We start from the raw sequence: 15,458 nt of genomic DNA on the forward strand, positions 1-15,458 counted from the left end.
CGTACGGGAATCTTTCGGGAAGTGTCAGCGGGGTGCGGGCCAGGCGCCCGGTGGGTGTTCCAGCCTCCGGTCCTGCGGTTGCTTTCGGGCGGGCCGCGTCCCTCGTAGGGAAATCCGTGACGGATATTTCTGCGGCAGGAGCGCGACACACCCGACCGCGTGGGTCGGAGATACGGGACGCGAACCCCCGGGTTCCAGAGCGTTTCACGAGACAAAGGACTACTGAGTAGCCATGGCGGGACAGAAGATCCGCATCCGGCTCAAGGCCTACGACCACGAGGTCATCGACAGCTCGGCGAAGAAGATCGTCGAGACGGTGACCCGCACTGGTGCGTCGGTCGCAGGCCCGGTGCCGCTGCCCACTGAGAAGAACGTGTACTGCGTCATCAAGTCGCCGCACAAGTACAAGGACTCGCGCGAGCACTTCGAGATGCGCACGCACAAGCGCCTGATCGACATCCTCGACCCGACGCCCAAGACCGTTGACTCTCTGATGCGACTCGACCTCCCGGCCGGTGTCGACATCGAGATCAAGCTCTAGGGATCGGTGATCTGAGAATGGCTAAGCAGATCAAGGGCATCCTGGGCGAGAAGCTCGGCATGACGCAGGTGTGGGACGAGAACAACCGTGTTGTTCCGGTCACCGTCGTCAAGGCCGGCCCCAACGTCGTCACCCAGGTGCGTACCAACGACATCGACGGCTACGAGTCGGTCCAGATCGCCTTCGGCGAGATCGACCCGCGCAAGGTGAACAAGCCCCTCAAGGGTCACTTCGCCAAGGCCGACGTCACCCCCCGTCGTCACCTCGTCGAGATCCGCACCGCGGATGCCTCCGAGTACACCCTCGGCCAGGAGATCTCCGCCGAGGTCTTCGAGGCGGGCGTGAAGGTCGACGTCACCGGCAAGAGCAAGGGCAAGGGCTTCGCCGGTGTCATGAAGCGTCACAACTTCAAGGGCCTCGGCGCCGGTCACGGCACCCAGCGCAAGCACCGCTCCCCCGGCTCCATCGGTGGCTGCGCCACCCCGGGTCGTGTGTTCAAGGGCCTCCGCATGGCGGGTCGCATGGGCAACGAGCGGGTCACCACCCAGAACCTGACCGTTCACGCCGTTGACGCGGAGAAGGGCCTGCTCCTTATCAAGGGCGCGGTTCCTGGTCCGAACGGCGGCCTCGTCCTGGTCCGCACCGCGGCCAAGGGGGCCTGAGGACTATGAGCACCATTGACATTCTGTCGCCCTCCGGCGACACCGCCGGGACCGTTGAGCTCCCGGCCGAGATCTTCGACGTAGAGAAGATCAGCATTCCGCTGCTTCACCAGGTCGTCGTCGCACAGCTGGCCGCCGCCCGTCAGGGCACGCACAAGGTCAAGCGTCGTGGCGAGGTCCGCGGTGGCGGTAAGAAGCCTTACCGCCAGAAGGGCACCGGCCGCGCGCGCCAGGGTTCGACCCGTGCGCCGCAGTTCGCCGGCGGTGGCGTCGTCCACGGCCCCACGCCGCGTGACTACTCGCAGCGGACCCCGAAGAAGATGAAGGCCGCGGCCCTGCGCCACGCCCTCACCGACCGGGCCCGCAACGCTCGCATCCACGTCATCACCGGCGTGATCGAGGGCGAGACCCCCTCCACCAAGGCCGCCAAGAGCTTCCTCGGCAAGGTCAGCGAGCGCAAGAACGTGCTCCTGGTCATCGAGCGCTCCGACGAGGCCGCGCTGCTTTCCGCGCGCAACCTGCCCCAGGTCCACATCCTGGAGCCGGGCCAGCTGAACACGTACGACGTTCTCGTCTCGGACGACGTGGTCTTCACCCAGGCCGCTTTCGAGTCCTTCGTGTCTGGCCCCCAGGCCGCTGACACCGAAGGGAGCGAAGCCTGATGGCTACGCGTCACCCGAGCATTGCCTCGAAGGCCGCCAAGGCCAAGAAGGTCGCGCGCGTCGCCAAGGCGAAGCGTCACGAGGCCGAGGGCAAGAACACCGTCGAGACGCCGCTGAGCAAGAGCTTCACGGACCACCGTGACGTCCTTCTCAAGCCGGTCGTCTCCGAGAAGAGCTACGCGCTGCTCGACGAGGGCAAGTACACCTTCGTCGTGGCGCCGGGCGCCAACAAGACCCAGATCAAGCAGGCCGTCCAGGCGGTCTTCTCGGTCAAGGTCACCGGGGTCAACACGATCAACCGCCAGGGCAAGCGCAAGCGGACCAAGAGTGGCTTCGGTAAGCGTGCTGACACCAAGCGCGCCATCGTGACCCTCGCTGAGGGCGACCGTATCGACATCTTCGGCCAGGCCTCCTAACGGAGCGCCCTGGTCCGATATCGGACGAGGACTGAGAAATGGGAATCCGCAAGTACAAGCCGACTACGCCGGGCCGTCGTGGCTCCAGCGTCGCCGACTTCGTCGAGGTCACGCGGTCCACGCCGGAGAAGTCGCTGGTCCGCCCGCTGCACAGCAAGGGCGGCCGTAACAATTCCGGTCGTGTGACCGTTCGCCACCAGGGTGGCGGACACAAGCGCGCCTTCCGAGTGATCGACTTCCGTCGTCACGACAAGGACGGCGTGCCGGCGAAGGTCGCGCACATCGAGTACGACCCCAACCGCACCGCGCGCATCGCGCTGCTGCACTACGCGGACGGCGAGAAGCGCTACATCCTCGCCCCGCGCAACCTGCAGCAGGGTGACCGCGTCGAGAACGGTCCCGGGGCCGACATCAAGCCCGGCAACAACCTGGCGCTCCGCAACATCCCGGTCGGTACCACGATCCACGCGATCGAGATCCGTCCCGGTGGCGGTGCCAAGTTCGCCCGCTCCGCCGGTGCCTCGGTGCAGCTGCTCGCGAAGGAGGGCACGATGGCCCACCTTCGTATGCCTTCCGGTGAGATCCGCCTGGTCGACCAGCGCTGCCGCGCCACGGTCGGCGAGGTCGGCAACGCCGAGCAGAGCAACATCAACTGGGGTAAGGCCGGCCGTAAGCGCTGGCTGGGCGTTCGCCCGACCGTCCGCGGTGTGGCGATGAACCCGGTTGACCACCCGCACGGTGGTGGTGAGGGCAAGACCTCCGGTGGTCGCCACCCGGTCTCGCCGTGGGGTCAGAAGGAGGGTCGTACTCGTTCGCCGAAGAAGGCTTCGAACAAGTACATCGTCCGCCGCCGCAAGACGAACAAGAAGCGCTAGGAGCGGGTTTAGATGCCGCGCAGTCTCAAGAAGGGACCCTTCGTTGACGGCCACCTCGTAAAGAAGGTGGACGCTCAGAACGAAGCCGGTACCAAGAACGTCATCAAGACCTGGTCCCGTCGCTCGATGATCATCCCGGCCATGCTCGGCCACACGATCGCGGTGCACAACGGCAAGACCCACATTCCGGTGTTTGTCACCGAGTCGATGGTCGGCCACAAGCTCGGCGAGTTCTCGCCGACGCGCACCTTCCGGGGTCACGTCAAGGACGACCGGAAGTCGAAGCGCCGCTAACGCGGGGTGGAATGACCATGACAGACACTGGAAGGACAACCATGGAAGCCAGGGCCCAGGCGCGGTACATCCGCGTTACGCCCATGAAGGCCCGCCGCGTGGTGGACCTTATCCGTGGCATGGATGCCACGGAGGCTCAGGCGGTCCTGCGTTTCGCCCCGCAGGCCGCGAGCGTGCCGGTCGGCAAGGTGCTTGACAGCGCCATTGCCAACGCCGCGCACAACTACGACCACACCGACGCCGACAGCCTCTTCATCTCCGAGGCGTACGTCGACGAGGGTCCGACCCTGAAGCGGTTCCGTCCGCGCGCCCAGGGCCGTGCCTACCGGATCCGCAAGCGGACCAGCCACATCACCGTGGTCGTCAGCAGCAAGGAAGGAACCCGGTAATGGGCCAGAAGGTTAACCCGCATGGGTTCCGGCTCGGCATCACCACGGACTTCAAGTCCCGTTGGTACGCCGACAAGCTGTACAAGGACTACGTCAAGGAAGACGTCGCCATCCGTCGGATGATGACGTCCGGCATGGAGCGCGCCGGCATCTCGAAGGTTGAGATCGAGCGCACCCGTGACCGCGTGCGGGTGGACATCCACACCGCGCGTCCCGGCATCGTCATCGGCCGCCGTGGCGCCGAGGCCGACCGCATCCGCGGTGACCTCGAGAAGCTCACGGGCAAGCAGGTCCAGCTGAACATCCTCGAGGTCAAGAACCCCGAGACCGACGCTCAGCTGGTTGCTCAGGCCGTTGCCGAGCAGCTGTCCTCCCGCGTCTCCTTCCGCCGTGCCATGCGTAAGAGCATGCAGGGCACGATGAAGGCCGGCGCCAAGGGCATCAAGATCCAGTGTGGTGGCCGTCTCGGCGGCGCCGAGATGTCCCGCTCGGAGTTCTACCGCGAGGGCCGTGTGCCCCTGCACACGCTCCGTGCGAACGTCGACTACGGCTTCTTCGAGGCCAAGACGACCTTCGGCCGTATCGGTGTGAAGGTCTGGATCTACAAGGGCGACGTCAAGAACATCGCCGAGGTCCGCGCCGAGAACGCCGCTGCCCGCGCCGGCAACCGCCCGGCCCGTGGTGGCGGCAACGACCGCCCGGCCGGCCGTGGTGGCCGTGGTGGCGAGCGTGGCGGCCGCGGCCGCAAGCCGCAGCAGGCTCCCGCTGCCGAGGCCCCCAAGGCCGAGGCTCCGGCGGCTGCCGCTCCGGCTGAGAGCACCGGAACGGAGGCCTGACCGACATGCTGATCCCCCGTAGGGTCAAGCACCGCAAGCAGCACCACCCCAAGCGCCGTGGTCAGGCCAAGGGCGGTACGCAGGTTTCGTTCGGCGAGTACGGCATTCAGGCCCTCACGCCGGCGTACGTGACGAACCGCCAGATCGAGGCCGCCCGTATCGCGATGACCCGCCACATCAAGCGTGGCGGCAAGGTCTGGATCAACATCTACCCGGACCGCCCGCTCACGAAGAAGCCTGCCGAGACCCGCATGGGTTCCGGTAAGGGTTCGCCGGAGTGGTGGATCGCGAACGTGCACCCGGGCCGGGTCATGTTCGAACTGTCCTACCCCAACGAGAAGATCGCCCGTGAGGCCCTCACTCGCGCAGCCCACAAGCTGCCGATGAAGTGCCGGATCGTCAAGCGCGAGGCAGGTGAAGCGTGATGTCGGCCGGTACCAAGGCGTCCGAGCTGCGCGAACTGGGTGACGAGGAGCTTCTCGCGAAGCTTCGCGAAGCCAAGGAAGAGCTGTTCAACCTCCGCTTCCAGGCGGCGACCGGTCAGCTCGAGAACCACGGTCGGCTCAAGGCCGTCCGCAAGGACATCGCGCGGATCTACACCCTGATGCGTGAGCGCGAGCTGGGCATCGAAACGGTGGAGAGCGCCTGATGAGCGAGAGCAACGTGACCGAGAACACAACTGAGGCGCGCGGATTCCGCAAGACCCGTGAGGGTCTCGTCGTCAGCGACAAGATGGACAAGACCGTCGTCGTCGCCGTCGAGGACCGCGTCAAGCACGCCCTGTACGGCAAGGTCATCCGCCGTACGAGCAAGCTGAAGGCCCACGACGAGCAGAACGCCGCGGGTATCGGCGACCGCGTCCTCCTCATGGAGACGCGTCCGCTGTCCACGACGAAGCGCTGGCGCATCGTGGAGATCCTCGAGAAGGCGAAGTAATCAAACGGGGGGCTCAGTCCCCCCGTTGCCCCCCGCCGGGGGTCTGCCGCACCGTCAGGTGCCCGGCCCCCGGCGGAGGTTTTCTCCCTCGACAGGCCAAGTAATTCCTGCGGGGCTTACCCGCAGGACGGTTCCGCCAGGCTCGCGGGGCGACCCGAAAGGGATCCCCGCGGGAACCGGCAGACAATCAGGAGATAGACGTGATCCAGCAGGAGTCGCGACTGCGTGTCGCCGACAACACGGGGGCGAAGGAAATCCTTTGCATCCGTGTGCTCGGTGGCTCCGGTCGCCGCTACGCGGGCATCGGTGACGTCATCGTCGCCACCGTCAAGGACGCGATCCCCGGCGGCAACGTGAAGAAGGGTGACGTCGTCAAGGCGGTCATCGTTCGCACCGTCAAGGAGCGCCGCCGTCCGGACGGCTCGTACATCCGCTTCGACGAGAACGCCGCCGTCATTCTGAAGAACGACGGCGACCCTCGCGGCACCCGTATCTTCGGCCCCGTCGGCCGTGAGCTGCGCGAGAAGAAGTTCATGAAGATCATCTCGCTCGCGCCGGAGGTGCTGTAAGCATGAAGATCAAGAAGGGTGACACGGTTCAGGTCATCACCGGCAAGGACAAGGGCAAGCAGGGCAAGGTCATTGCCGCTTACCCGCGCGACGAGCGCGTCCTGGTCGAGGGTGTCAACCGGGTCAAGAAGCACACCAAGGCCGGCCCGACCGCCAGCGGTTCCCAGGCCGGCGGCATCGTCACGACCGAGGCCCCGATTCACGTGAGCAACGTTCAGCTCGTCGTGGAGAAGGACGGCAACAAGGTCGTCACGCGTGTCGGTTACCGCTTCGACGATGAGGGCAACAAGGTTCGCGTTGCCAAGCGGACGGGTGAGGACATCTGATGGCTACCACCACGACTCCGCGTCTCAAGACGAAGTACCGCGAGGAGATCGCGGGCAAGCTGCGTGAGGAGTTCTCCTACGAGAACGTCATGCAGGTTCCCGGCCTCGTCAAGATTGTGGTCAACATGGGTGTCGGTGACGCCGCCCGTGACTCGAAGCTCATGGACGGTGCCGTCCGTGACCTGACCACGATCACCGGTCAGAAGCCGGCCGTCACCAAGGCCCGCAAGTCCATCGCGCAGTTCAAGCTGCGTGAGGGTCAGCCGATCGGTGCCCACGTCACGCTCCGTGGCGACCGCATGTGGGAGTTCCTGGACCGCACCCTGTCGCTCGCGCTGCCGCGCATCCGCGACTTCCGTGGTCTGTCCCCCAAGCAGTTCGACGGCCGTGGCAACTACACCTTCGGTCTCACGGAGCAGGTCATGTTCCACGAGATCGACCAGGACAAGATCGACCGTACCCGGGGCATGGACATCACCGTGGTGACCACGGCGACCAACGACGCTGAGGGCCGTGCCCTTCTCCGTCACCTCGGCTTCCCCTTCAAGGAGGCGTAAGCGAGATGGCGAAGAAGGCTCTGATTGCCAAGGCTGCTCGTAAGCCCAAGTTCGGCGTACGTGGCTACACGCGCTGCCAGCGCTGCGGCCGTCCGCACTCCGTGTACCGCAAGTTCGGCCTGTGCCGCGTCTGCCTTCGTGAGATGGCTCACCGTGGCGAGCTGCCGGGCGTGACCAAGAGCTCCTGGTAGTCCCCCCAACAAGGGATTCCAGGGCTCTCGGTAAGTAAAGGGTTCGGTCAGGTGCCCTGCCCTCCATGGCTTAGGCTAGGAGGGTTGGGCGCCTGACGCCCGTACGACTTACTACGCCGTAGGTCCCCGCACCGCACCCGTCCCGCCACTGAGTGGGGAGAGGGATGGCGCATACAGGAAACCCCGGCGAGAGAGGCCGAAGGCCAATTCATGACCATGACTGATCCCATCGCAGACATGCTTACTCGTCTGCGTAACGCGAACTCGGCGTACCACGACGATGTCGCGATGCCGCACAGCAAGATCAAGTCGCACATCGCGGAGATCCTCCAGCAGGAGGGCTTCATCACCGGCTGGAAGGTCGAGGACGCCGAGGTCGGCAAGAAGCTCGTCCTCGAGCTGAAGTTCGGCCCGAACCGTGAGCGCTCCATCGCGGGCATCAAGCGGATTTCGAAGCCGGGTCTGCGTGTGTACGCGAAGTCCACCTCCCTGCCCAAGGTGCTCGGTGGCCTCGGCGTGGCGATCATCTCCACGTCGCACGGTCTCCTCACCGACAAGCAGGCCGGCAAGAAGGGCGTAGGCGGAGAAGTTCTCGCCTACGTCTGGTAACGGAAGGGAACGGAGGAAACAGCTATGTCGCGTATTGGCAAGCTCCCCATCACGGTTCCCGCCGGCGTGGACGTCACCATCGACGGCCGTACGGTCCAGGTGAAGGGCCCCAAGGGCACCCTCTCCCACACCGTCGCGGCGCCGATCGAGGTCGCCAAGGGTGAGGACGGCATTCTCAATGTCACCCGCCCGAACGACGAGCGTCAGAACAAGGCCCTGCACGGCCTGTCCCGCACGCTGGTGGCGAACATGATCACCGGCGTGACCCAGGGTTACGTGAAGAAGCTCGAAATCAGCGGTGTCGGTTACCGCGTCCTGGCGAAGGGCTCCAACCTGGAGTTCTCGCTCGGCTACAGCCACTCGATCACCGTCGAGGCCCCCGAAGGCATCACCTTCAAGGTCGAGAACCCGACGCGGTTCTCGGTCGAGGGCATCGACAAGCAGAAGGTCGGAGAGGTTGCGGCCAACATCCGCAAGCTGCGCAAGCCCGACCCGTACAAGGCCAAGGGCGTCAAGTACGAAGGCGAAGTCATCCGCCGCAAGGTCGGAAAGGCGGGTAAGTAAGCCATGGCATACGGTGTCAAGATTGCTAAGGGCGACGCTTACAAGCGTGCTGCCATCAAGCGTCGCCACATCCGGATCCGTAAGCACATCTCGGGTACGGCTGAGCGTCCGCGCCTGGTCGTGACGCGCTCCAACCGTCACATCGTGGCCCAGGTCATCGACGACGTTAAGGGTCACACCCTCGCGTCGGCGTCGACCCTGGACACCACGGTCCGTGGTGCCGAGGGCGACAAGTCCGCGCAGGCCAAGTCGGTCGGCGCCCTTGTCGCCGAGCGCGCCAAGGCCGCCGGTGTCGAGGCTGTCGTATTCGACCGTGGTGGTAACCAGTACGCCGGGCGCATTGCCGCTCTGGCGGACGCCGCCCGCGAAGCCGGACTCAAGTTCTGAGTCGGTTCCGTAGCTAGCGGAAACAGAGAGAGGTAATTCCAATGGCTGGACCCCAGCGCCGCGGAAGCGGTGCCGGTGGCGGCGAGCGGCGGGACCGGAAGGGCCGTGACGGCGGCGCTGCTGCCGAGAAGACCGCGTACGTTGAGCGTGTCGTCGCGATCAACCGCGTCGCCAAGGTTGTGAAGGGTGGTCGTCGCTTCAGCTTCACCGCGCTGGTCGTGGTGGGCGATGGTGACGGCACCGTCGGTGTTGGTTACGGCAAGGCCAAGGAGGTGCCGGCCGCCATCGCCAAGGGTGTTGAGGAGGCCAAGAAGCACTTCTTCAAGGTCCCCCGTATCCAGGGCACCATCCCGCACCCGATCACGGGCGAGAAGGCTGCGGGCGTCGTCCTGCTCAAGCCTGCTTCCCCCGGTACCGGCGTTATCGCCGGTGGCCCGGTGCGTGCGGTGCTCGAGTGCGCCGGCGTTCACGACATCCTGTCGAAGTCGCTCGGCTCGTCCAACGCGATCAACATCGTGCACGCGACCGTGGCGGCCCTCAAGGGCCTGCAGCGTCCCGAGGAGATCGCGGCCCGCCGCGGTCTGCCCCTCGAGGACGTCGCCCCCGCGGCTCTGCTTCGTGCACGTGCGGGAGCGGGTGCGTAATCATGGCTCAGCTCAGGATCACGCAGACGAAGTCGTACATCGGCAGCAAGCAGAACCACCGCGACACCCTGCGTTCGCTCGGGCTCAAGCGCCTGAACGACGTGGTCGTCAAGGAGGACCGCCCCGAGTTCCGCGGAATGGTGCACACCGTCCGCCACCTCGTGACGGTTGAGGAGGTCGACTGATCATGGCGGAGAACAACCCGCTCAAGATCCACAACCTCCGTCCCGCCCCGGGCGCCAAGACCGCCAAGACCCGTGTGGGTCGTGGTGAGGCGTCGAAGGGTAAGACGGCCGGTCGTGGTACCAAGGGCACGAAGGCCCGCTACCAGGTTCCGGAGCGCTTCGAGGGCGGGCAGATGCCCCTCCACATGCGCCTCCCGAAGCTGAAGGGCTTCAAGAACCCGTTCAAGACCGAGTTCCAGGTCGTGAACCTCGACAAGCTGGCCGCGCTGTACCCGGAGGGTGGCGAGGTCACCGTCGAGGGTCTCGTCGCCAAGGGTGCCGTTCGCAAGAACAGCCTCGTCAAGGTCCTCGGCCAGGGCGAGATCTCCGTCGCGCTGCAGGTTTCGGTTGACGCCGTCTCCGGCTCCGCCAAGGAGAAGATCACCGCCGCCGGCGGTACCGTCACCGAGCTCGTCTGATCTTTCCAGGCGTCTCGATGACATGAGCGAACCCGACCGGGGGTGCCCCTACAAAAGGGGTATCCCCGGTTGGTCGTTCCTAGGGGGGCAGTCTCGCCGGTAAGGTGGCCTGCACTGCCGACTTTCGTCCGGCGTTCCATCGGGCGGCAGTCGACCGATACCTACCTATTCGTCGAACCTCAAGACCGTCACCTCTGACGCAGTTGCGCGGGGGTCGCAGGAGGCACCGTGCTCACCGCGTTCGCCCGGGCGTTCAAGACGCCCGACCTGCGCAAGAAGCTGCTCTTCACGCTCGGCATCATCGTGGTCTACCGGGTCGGTACCCACGTACCGATCCCAGGTGTCGACTACAAGAACGTCCAGACCTGTATCGACGTGGCCAAGGGCAACCAGGGTCTGTTCGGGCTGGTCAACATGTTCAGTGGTGGTGCGCTGCTGCAGATCACGATCTTCGCGCTCGGCATCATGCCGTACATCACGGCGAGCATCATTCTGCAGCTGCTGACGGTGGTGATCCCGCGCCTCGAAGCCCTCAAGAAGGAGGGCTCGGCCGGCACCGCGAAGATCACGCAGTACACCCGTTACCTGACGGTGGCGCTGGCGATCCTTCAGGGCACCGGCCTTGTCGCGACCGCCCGCAGCGGCGCCCTGTTCAGCGGCTGCCAGGTTGCCAACCAGATCGTTCCTGACCAGTCGATCTTCCAGACCATCGTGATGGTCGTCACCATGACCGCCGGTACGGGCGTCGTCATGTGGCTGGGCGAGCTCATCACCGACCGCGGCATCGGCAACGGCATGTCGATCCTCATGTTCATCTCGATCGCCGCGACCTTCCCGTCCGCGCTGTGGGCGATCAAGACGCAGGGCACGCTGGCCGGCGGCTGGATCGAGTTCGGCACCGTGATCCTGGTCGGCCTGGTCATGGTCGGCCTGGTCGTCTTCGTCGAGCAGGCCCAGCGCCGCGTTCCGGTCCAGTACGCGAAGCGCATGATCGGCCGCCGGTCCTACGGCGGTACGTCCACCTACATCCCGTTGAAGGTGAATCAGGCGGGTGTGATTCCCGTCATCTTCGCGTCGTCGCTGCTCTACATCCCGGCTCTGGTCGCCCAGTTCTCCAAGGACACTTCCGGCTGGAAAACCTGGGTTGAGCAGAATTTGACCAAGGGTAACCACCCGATTTACATCAGCATGTACTTTTTGCTGATCGTGTTCTTCGCGTTCTTCTACGTGGCGATCTCCTTCAACCCCGAAGAAGTCGCCGACAACATGAAGAAGTATGGTGGCTTCATCCCGGGCATCCGGGCTGGCCGACCGACCGCTGAGTACCTCAGTTACGTGCTCAACAGGATCACCTGGCCGGGTTCGCTGTATCTGGGTCTGATCGCTCTCGTACCGACGGTGGCGTTGGTTGGCTTCGGGGCAAGCCAGAACTTCCCGTTCGGTGGTACCAGCATCCTGATCATCGTGGGTGTCGGTCTCGAGACGGTGAAGCAGATCGAGAGCCAGCTTCAGCAGCGCAATTACGAAGGGTTCCTCCGCTGATGCGAATCGTCCTCGTCGGGCCGCCCGGTGCCGGGAAGGGAACGCAGGCTGCGTTCCTCGCCAAGAACCTGTCGATCCCGCACATCTCCACGGGCGACCTCTTCCGCGCCAACATCAGCCAGGGCACGGAGCTGGGCAAGCAGGCCAAGGCGTACATGGACGCCGGCAACCTGGTGCCGGACGAGGTCACCATCGGGATGGCCAAGGACCGCATGGAGCAGCCGGACGCCGCGAACGGCTTTCTGCTGGACGGCTTCCCTCGTAACGTCTCGCAGGCCGAGGCCCTCGACGAGATGCTCGAGGCCGAGGAAATGAAGCTGGACGCGGTGCTGGACCTGGAGGTCCCCGAGGACGAGGTGGTCAAGCGCATCGCGGGCCGCCGCATCTGCCGCAACGACTCGGCGCACGTCTTCCACGTGACGTACAAGCAGCCGAAGAGCGAAGGCGTCTGCGACGTCTGCGGCGGCGAGCTGTACCAGCGTGACGACGACTCCGAGGACACGGTGCGCAAGCGCCTGGAGGTCTACCACAGCCAGACCGAGCCGATCATCGACTACTACAAGTCCCAGGGCTTGGTGGTCACGATCTCGGCCCTCGGCAAGGTGGAAGAGGTCACGGGACGCGCCATGGAGGCGCTGCCGCGCCCCTGATCAGGGTTGCAAGGACGACGACAAGGCTGCTCCGGCTGGTCCGGAGCAGCCTTTGTCATGATCGCCGGGGGGTGATTTGATGTGGACATGCTCTGCGCGGGTGAACTAGTGTTCGGATCACTGCAATCTCACCGGCAACACCGGTGATGTGCAACCTCATTGGGGAAAGAGGGATCATGATCAAGTCAAAGCTCGCGCGTGCCGCCGCGGTCGTTGGCGCGTCCGCTGCCCTGGTCGTCGGGGTGAGCGCTTCGGCGCAGGCCGACAGCGACAAGCAGATCAACCTTCCGTCGGGCCGTGGGTACATGCACTTCCACGACGACGGCGATGTGTTCTCGGTCTGTGACACCAAGGCCGACGGCTACGGGGTGACCGGTGCTCTGTGGGTCCGGAACTCCGCCGGCATCACGTCGCGACTGTGGACCATTGACGACGGCGGCGACTCCGGCTGCGACAAGAAGGGCGAGAACATCGGCCAGCTCTCCGTCTACAAGATGGAGGTCTGGTGGAACGGTGGAGGCGCTTCCGTCTGGTCGCCGGACTGGTTCAACGAGTAAACCGCGGATGAGTTCGCTCTCGACCCATGATGCTTGACCTGCTCGTGGGCTGAGATCAACTGCAGAGGGGCTGCTCCGGTGTTGCGGGAGCAGCCCCTTCGTTGTCCGTGGCACAGGGGCCCGCACGCGGTGAACTCCTTCGCTGTCCTTCGCGCCAACCGGCCAGATTCCTGTCCCAGTCGTCTCTCCCATGGAGGTACGAGCATGGCTCCCGACCCGCATGCCCGCGCGGCGGTCAAAACGTCCTCTCCAGAGGCGCGACCGGCCGCGGACTCCGCCGAACGGCCACAGCCGCTGCTGCGCCGTCGCAAGGCTCGACGCCTCGTGGTGGCCGCCGTCGTCGCGGCGGTCGTCGCCGCGGGGATCGCGGTGTCGCTCGCCCTGCGCGGTGGTGAAGCGCATGGGCGGCCCGCGAGCGTGCCCGATGTCACGGGCGTGGCGGCACACCCGGATCAGTCGCCGCCTCGAGAGCTGATCGCGGCGGGGAAGGCCGCCGTCACGGCGTACTACACGATGAAGCTCGTGAAGCAGCCGAACGGGAACGCGATCGGCACCTACGAGTGGCGGTTGCTCAACACGGCCACCGGGCGGTACGGGAAGACCGACTGGGCCTGGCTGGACGTCGCCCCCGGGATGCAGACCGCGGCGGTGCTTGAGCGCGATCTGCCCGTCGACCGGATAGGGCTGCTGAACCTGGCCACGGGCAAGGTGCAGCGTTGGATCAAGGTCGACAGGAGCGTCGGCGGTGTGCAGTTCTCACCGGACGGCAAACGCCTGCTGGCGACGGCGTACAGCCTCAACCCGGACGGTCTGTTCAAGGACGCGTCCTACCGGGTGAACGACAAGACCGTGCCCGGGCCGAAGCAGAGCCGCACCGGCTTCTACGTGATCGATGTCGCCTCCGGCAAGGCGGACTTCGCCGAGCGGCCGGGCGAGAAGAGCGGGCAGGGGGCCCCTGCCGGTGGGCGTCAGGACTTCCAGTGGAGCCGTGACGGGGAGCTGGTGTGGGAACCCGGCAACAATGAGGCGGGCCTGATCTACTACGACGTGACCGGCAAGAGGATGCCTGCCCCGGATCAGGAGGCGCGTCCGTCCTACCCGGGGGCGGTCCGGTCCCCCGACGGGAACCTGGTGGCCGGCGCCTTCGTGGGGCAGGGCGACCAGATCGTCTCCGAGATACGGAATGCGAAGACCGGCAAGCGGGCCGCGGTGGTCCCCGGCCAGCAGCTGCTCGCGTGGGCCGACAACAGTCACCTCATCGCCTGGCGGTGTGATCCCGAGCGCTGCAGCCCCGGCGAGGGTGAGTTCCGCAACCAGCTGCTCCTGGTCGGCCTGGACGGCAAGGCCACTCCGCTTTCCGGCTTCCGGACGGCGAAGCTGCAGGACGAGAGCCGCTGGTTCCCGGTATTCACCCGGCGTTGACCGGGGTACGGCCGCGACCGGCGCGACCGCGTGTTGCCACCCCGCCGGGGGCCGTACTGTTGTGGTGTACAAAACCGGGCTCGCACCCGTGAGAAACCTGGAGAAGGCAGAGCTGATGGTGCAGATCAAGACCCCCGAGCAGATCGCCAAGATGCGTGAGGCGGGGCTGGTCGTCGCCGCCATCCACGCGGCGACGCGTGAGGCGGCCGTGCCGGGTGCGACGACGAAGGACCTGGACGAGGTCGCGCGCAAGGTGCTCGCGGAGCACGACGCGAAGCCGAACTTCCTCGGCTACGGCGGCTTCCCCGCGACGATCTGCACCTCGGTGAACGAGGTCGTGGTCCACGGCATCCCGTCCGACGAGGTCGTCCTCAAGGACGGCGACGTCATCTCCATCGACGCCGGCGCGATCATCGACGGCTGGCACGGCGACGCCGCGTTCACCGCGTTCGTCGGCACGGGGCACGCTCCGGAGCTGGTCGAGCTCTCCCGGGTGACCGAGGAGTCGATGTGGGCCGGCATCGCGGCCATGAAGCTCGGCAACCGCCTGGTCGACGTCTCCCGCGCCATCGAGACGTACATCCGCCGCCAGCCGAAGCCCGGCGGCGGCAAGTACGGAATCATCGAGGACTACGGCGGCCACGGCATCGGCACCGAGATGCACATGGACCCGCACCTCCTGAACTACGTCGAGAAGCGGCGCGGCAAGGGCCCGAAGCTGGTCCCCGGCTTCTGCCTGGCCATCGAGCCGATGGTCTCCTTGGGCACACCGCGCACCGAGGTGCTGGAGGACGACTGGACGGTCATCACGACGGACGGCACGTGGTCCTCGCACTGGGAGCACTCGGTGGCGCTGACGGAGCAGGGCCCGCTGGTCCTCACCGCCCCTGACGGCGGCAGGGCGAAGTTGGCGGAGTACGGGGTTACTGCGGCGCCGGACCCGCTGGCCTGACGGCGGCAGGCGAGGCCGGCGGAGCGCGGGGTCGCGCGCCGGACCCGTCGTCCGGACCTGTCGGTGTGGCCGGGCGGTGGCCCGTGCCGGGGCTGCCAGTCGATGCCGGTGGCTCTGCCCGGCCGCCGGAGTGCGGGGGCGCCGTGGCCGCCGAGTGGCCGGCGCGGGTGGGCTACGGCGGGTGGCGACGTGGTCGCCGTACGTCTCCACGGCTCCGGTACGGAACGCCCGCGC

Annotated in this window: 26 protein-coding genes; all 26 read left to right on the forward strand. The window is 66.1% G+C overall.

Going from position 1 to position 15,458, the window contains the following annotated elements; translation table 11 throughout:
* Positions 1–232 precede the first annotated feature (232 nt).
* The gene (gene rpsJ, locus ACFZDJ_RS32645; RefSeq protein ID WP_003948644.1) at positions 233–541 is read left to right on the forward strand and encodes a 30S ribosomal protein S10; all 309 of its coding nucleotides are present in this window, start codon (positions 233–235) and stop codon (positions 539–541) included.
* Positions 542–558: 17 nt separating this feature from the next.
* On the forward strand, positions 559–1,203 hold the full coding sequence (gene rplC, locus ACFZDJ_RS32650; protein ID WP_101400119.1) for a 50S ribosomal protein L3: 645 nt from the start codon (positions 559–561) through the stop codon (positions 1,201–1,203).
* A gap of 5 nt (positions 1,204–1,208) precedes the next feature.
* Complete coding sequence (gene rplD, locus ACFZDJ_RS32655) at positions 1,209–1,865, forward strand: 50S ribosomal protein L4 (protein ID WP_037747970.1); 657 nt, start codon at positions 1,209–1,211, stop codon at positions 1,863–1,865.
* Entirely contained in the window at positions 1,865–2,281 is a 417-nt protein-coding gene (gene rplW / locus ACFZDJ_RS32660) for a 50S ribosomal protein L23 (RefSeq protein ID WP_168510318.1), read from the forward strand. The genes rplD and rplW overlap by 1 nt, the downstream gene beginning before the upstream one ends.
* 38 nt (positions 2,282–2,319) lie before the next feature.
* Complete coding sequence (rplB, locus tag ACFZDJ_RS32665; RefSeq protein ID WP_075028519.1) at positions 2,320–3,156, forward strand: 50S ribosomal protein L2; 837 nt, start codon at positions 2,320–2,322, stop codon at positions 3,154–3,156.
* 12 nt (positions 3,157–3,168) lie between these two features.
* Positions 3,169–3,450 (forward strand): 30S ribosomal protein S19, encoded by a 282-nt coding sequence (gene rpsS, locus ACFZDJ_RS32670; protein ID WP_015035577.1) that lies wholly within the window; start codon positions 3,169–3,171, stop codon positions 3,448–3,450.
* A 41-nt stretch (positions 3,451–3,491) separates the two neighbouring features.
* Positions 3,492–3,839 carry a 50S ribosomal protein L22 gene (gene rplV / locus ACFZDJ_RS32675; RefSeq protein WP_003974262.1) on the forward strand — a complete coding sequence of 116 codons (348 nt, stop codon included), beginning with the start codon at positions 3,492–3,494 and terminating at the stop codon, positions 3,837–3,839.
* Positions 3,839–4,675 carry a 30S ribosomal protein S3 gene (rpsC, locus tag ACFZDJ_RS32680; protein WP_067367107.1) on the forward strand — a complete coding sequence of 279 codons (837 nt, stop codon included), beginning with the start codon at positions 3,839–3,841 and terminating at the stop codon, positions 4,673–4,675. Before rplV ends, rpsC begins: the two co-directional genes overlap by 1 nt.
* Before the next feature lie 5 nt (positions 4,676–4,680).
* On the forward strand, positions 4,681–5,100 hold the full coding sequence (gene rplP, locus ACFZDJ_RS32685; protein ID WP_010986348.1) for a 50S ribosomal protein L16: 420 nt from the start codon (positions 4,681–4,683) through the stop codon (positions 5,098–5,100).
* Positions 5,100–5,324, forward strand: coding sequence for a 50S ribosomal protein L29 (rpmC, locus tag ACFZDJ_RS32690; RefSeq protein WP_003998824.1), 225 nt, complete (start codon positions 5,100–5,102; stop codon positions 5,322–5,324). Before rplP ends, rpmC begins: the two co-directional genes overlap by 1 nt.
* Positions 5,324–5,611, forward strand: a complete 288-nt coding sequence (rpsQ, locus tag ACFZDJ_RS32695) for a 30S ribosomal protein S17 (protein WP_099921127.1) — start codon at positions 5,324–5,326, stop codon at positions 5,609–5,611. The genes rpmC and rpsQ overlap by 1 nt, the downstream gene beginning before the upstream one ends.
* 200 nt (positions 5,612–5,811) lie before the next feature.
* On the forward strand, positions 5,812–6,180 hold the full coding sequence (rplN, locus tag ACFZDJ_RS32700; RefSeq protein WP_003998823.1) for a 50S ribosomal protein L14: 369 nt from the start codon (positions 5,812–5,814) through the stop codon (positions 6,178–6,180).
* 2 nt (positions 6,181–6,182) lie between these two features.
* A complete protein-coding gene (rplX, locus tag ACFZDJ_RS32705) occupies positions 6,183–6,506 on the forward strand; it encodes a 50S ribosomal protein L24 (RefSeq protein WP_067367101.1) in 324 nt (107 codons plus the stop codon).
* Positions 6,506–7,063, forward strand: a complete 558-nt coding sequence (gene rplE, locus ACFZDJ_RS32710; protein ID WP_075028517.1) for a 50S ribosomal protein L5 — start codon at positions 6,506–6,508, stop codon at positions 7,061–7,063. The genes rplX and rplE overlap by 1 nt, the downstream gene beginning before the upstream one ends.
* A gap of 5 nt (positions 7,064–7,068) precedes the next feature.
* Entirely contained in the window at positions 7,069–7,254 is a 186-nt protein-coding gene (locus ACFZDJ_RS32715; protein WP_003948630.1) for a type Z 30S ribosomal protein S14, read from the forward strand.
* A gap of 210 nt (positions 7,255–7,464) precedes the next feature.
* Positions 7,465–7,863: a 30S ribosomal protein S8 gene (gene rpsH / locus ACFZDJ_RS32720; protein ID WP_055614920.1), complete on the forward strand. Its 399-nt coding sequence runs from the start codon at positions 7,465–7,467 to the stop codon at positions 7,861–7,863.
* A gap of 24 nt (positions 7,864–7,887) precedes the next feature.
* Entirely contained in the window at positions 7,888–8,427 is a 540-nt protein-coding gene (rplF, locus tag ACFZDJ_RS32725; protein ID WP_101400121.1) for a 50S ribosomal protein L6, read from the forward strand.
* A gap of 3 nt (positions 8,428–8,430) precedes the next feature.
* Positions 8,431–8,814 (forward strand): 50S ribosomal protein L18, encoded by a 384-nt coding sequence (gene rplR / locus ACFZDJ_RS32730; protein WP_168510320.1) that lies wholly within the window; start codon positions 8,431–8,433, stop codon positions 8,812–8,814.
* A 41-nt stretch (positions 8,815–8,855) separates the two neighbouring features.
* A complete protein-coding gene (gene rpsE / locus ACFZDJ_RS32735) occupies positions 8,856–9,458 on the forward strand; it encodes a 30S ribosomal protein S5 (RefSeq protein ID WP_055513610.1) in 603 nt (200 codons plus the stop codon).
* A gap of 2 nt (positions 9,459–9,460) precedes the next feature.
* Positions 9,461–9,643, forward strand: a complete 183-nt coding sequence (gene rpmD, locus ACFZDJ_RS32740) for a 50S ribosomal protein L30 (RefSeq protein ID WP_060901490.1) — start codon at positions 9,461–9,463, stop codon at positions 9,641–9,643.
* Between the two features lie 2 nt (positions 9,644–9,645).
* Entirely contained in the window at positions 9,646–10,101 is a 456-nt protein-coding gene (rplO, locus tag ACFZDJ_RS32745; protein ID WP_060901489.1) for a 50S ribosomal protein L15, read from the forward strand.
* Positions 10,102–10,329: 228 nt separating this feature from the next.
* Positions 10,330–11,643 carry a preprotein translocase subunit SecY gene (secY, locus tag ACFZDJ_RS32750; protein WP_168510322.1) on the forward strand — a complete coding sequence of 438 codons (1,314 nt, stop codon included), beginning with the start codon at positions 10,330–10,332 and terminating at the stop codon, positions 11,641–11,643.
* Positions 11,643–12,293 carry an adenylate kinase gene (locus ACFZDJ_RS32755; protein WP_168510324.1) on the forward strand — a complete coding sequence of 217 codons (651 nt, stop codon included), beginning with the start codon at positions 11,643–11,645 and terminating at the stop codon, positions 12,291–12,293. The genes secY and ACFZDJ_RS32755 overlap by 1 nt, the downstream gene beginning before the upstream one ends.
* 176 nt (positions 12,294–12,469) lie before the next feature.
* The gene (locus ACFZDJ_RS32760; RefSeq protein ID WP_168510326.1) at positions 12,470–12,850 is read left to right on the forward strand and encodes a hypothetical protein; all 381 of its coding nucleotides are present in this window, start codon (positions 12,470–12,472) and stop codon (positions 12,848–12,850) included.
* Between the two features lie 204 nt (positions 12,851–13,054).
* Positions 13,055–14,272, forward strand: a complete 1,218-nt coding sequence (locus ACFZDJ_RS32765) for a hypothetical protein (protein ID WP_391064190.1) — start codon at positions 13,055–13,057, stop codon at positions 14,270–14,272.
* A 115-nt stretch (positions 14,273–14,387) separates the two neighbouring features.
* Entirely contained in the window at positions 14,388–15,224 is an 837-nt protein-coding gene (gene map / locus ACFZDJ_RS32770; protein ID WP_168517699.1) for a type I methionyl aminopeptidase, read from the forward strand.
* Positions 15,225–15,458 lie beyond the last annotated feature (234 nt).

This window comes from Streptomyces sp. NPDC007896 (assembly GCF_042959425.1).
In the GTDB taxonomy this organism is placed as follows: Bacteria; Actinomycetota; Actinomycetes; order Streptomycetales; family Streptomycetaceae; genus Streptomyces.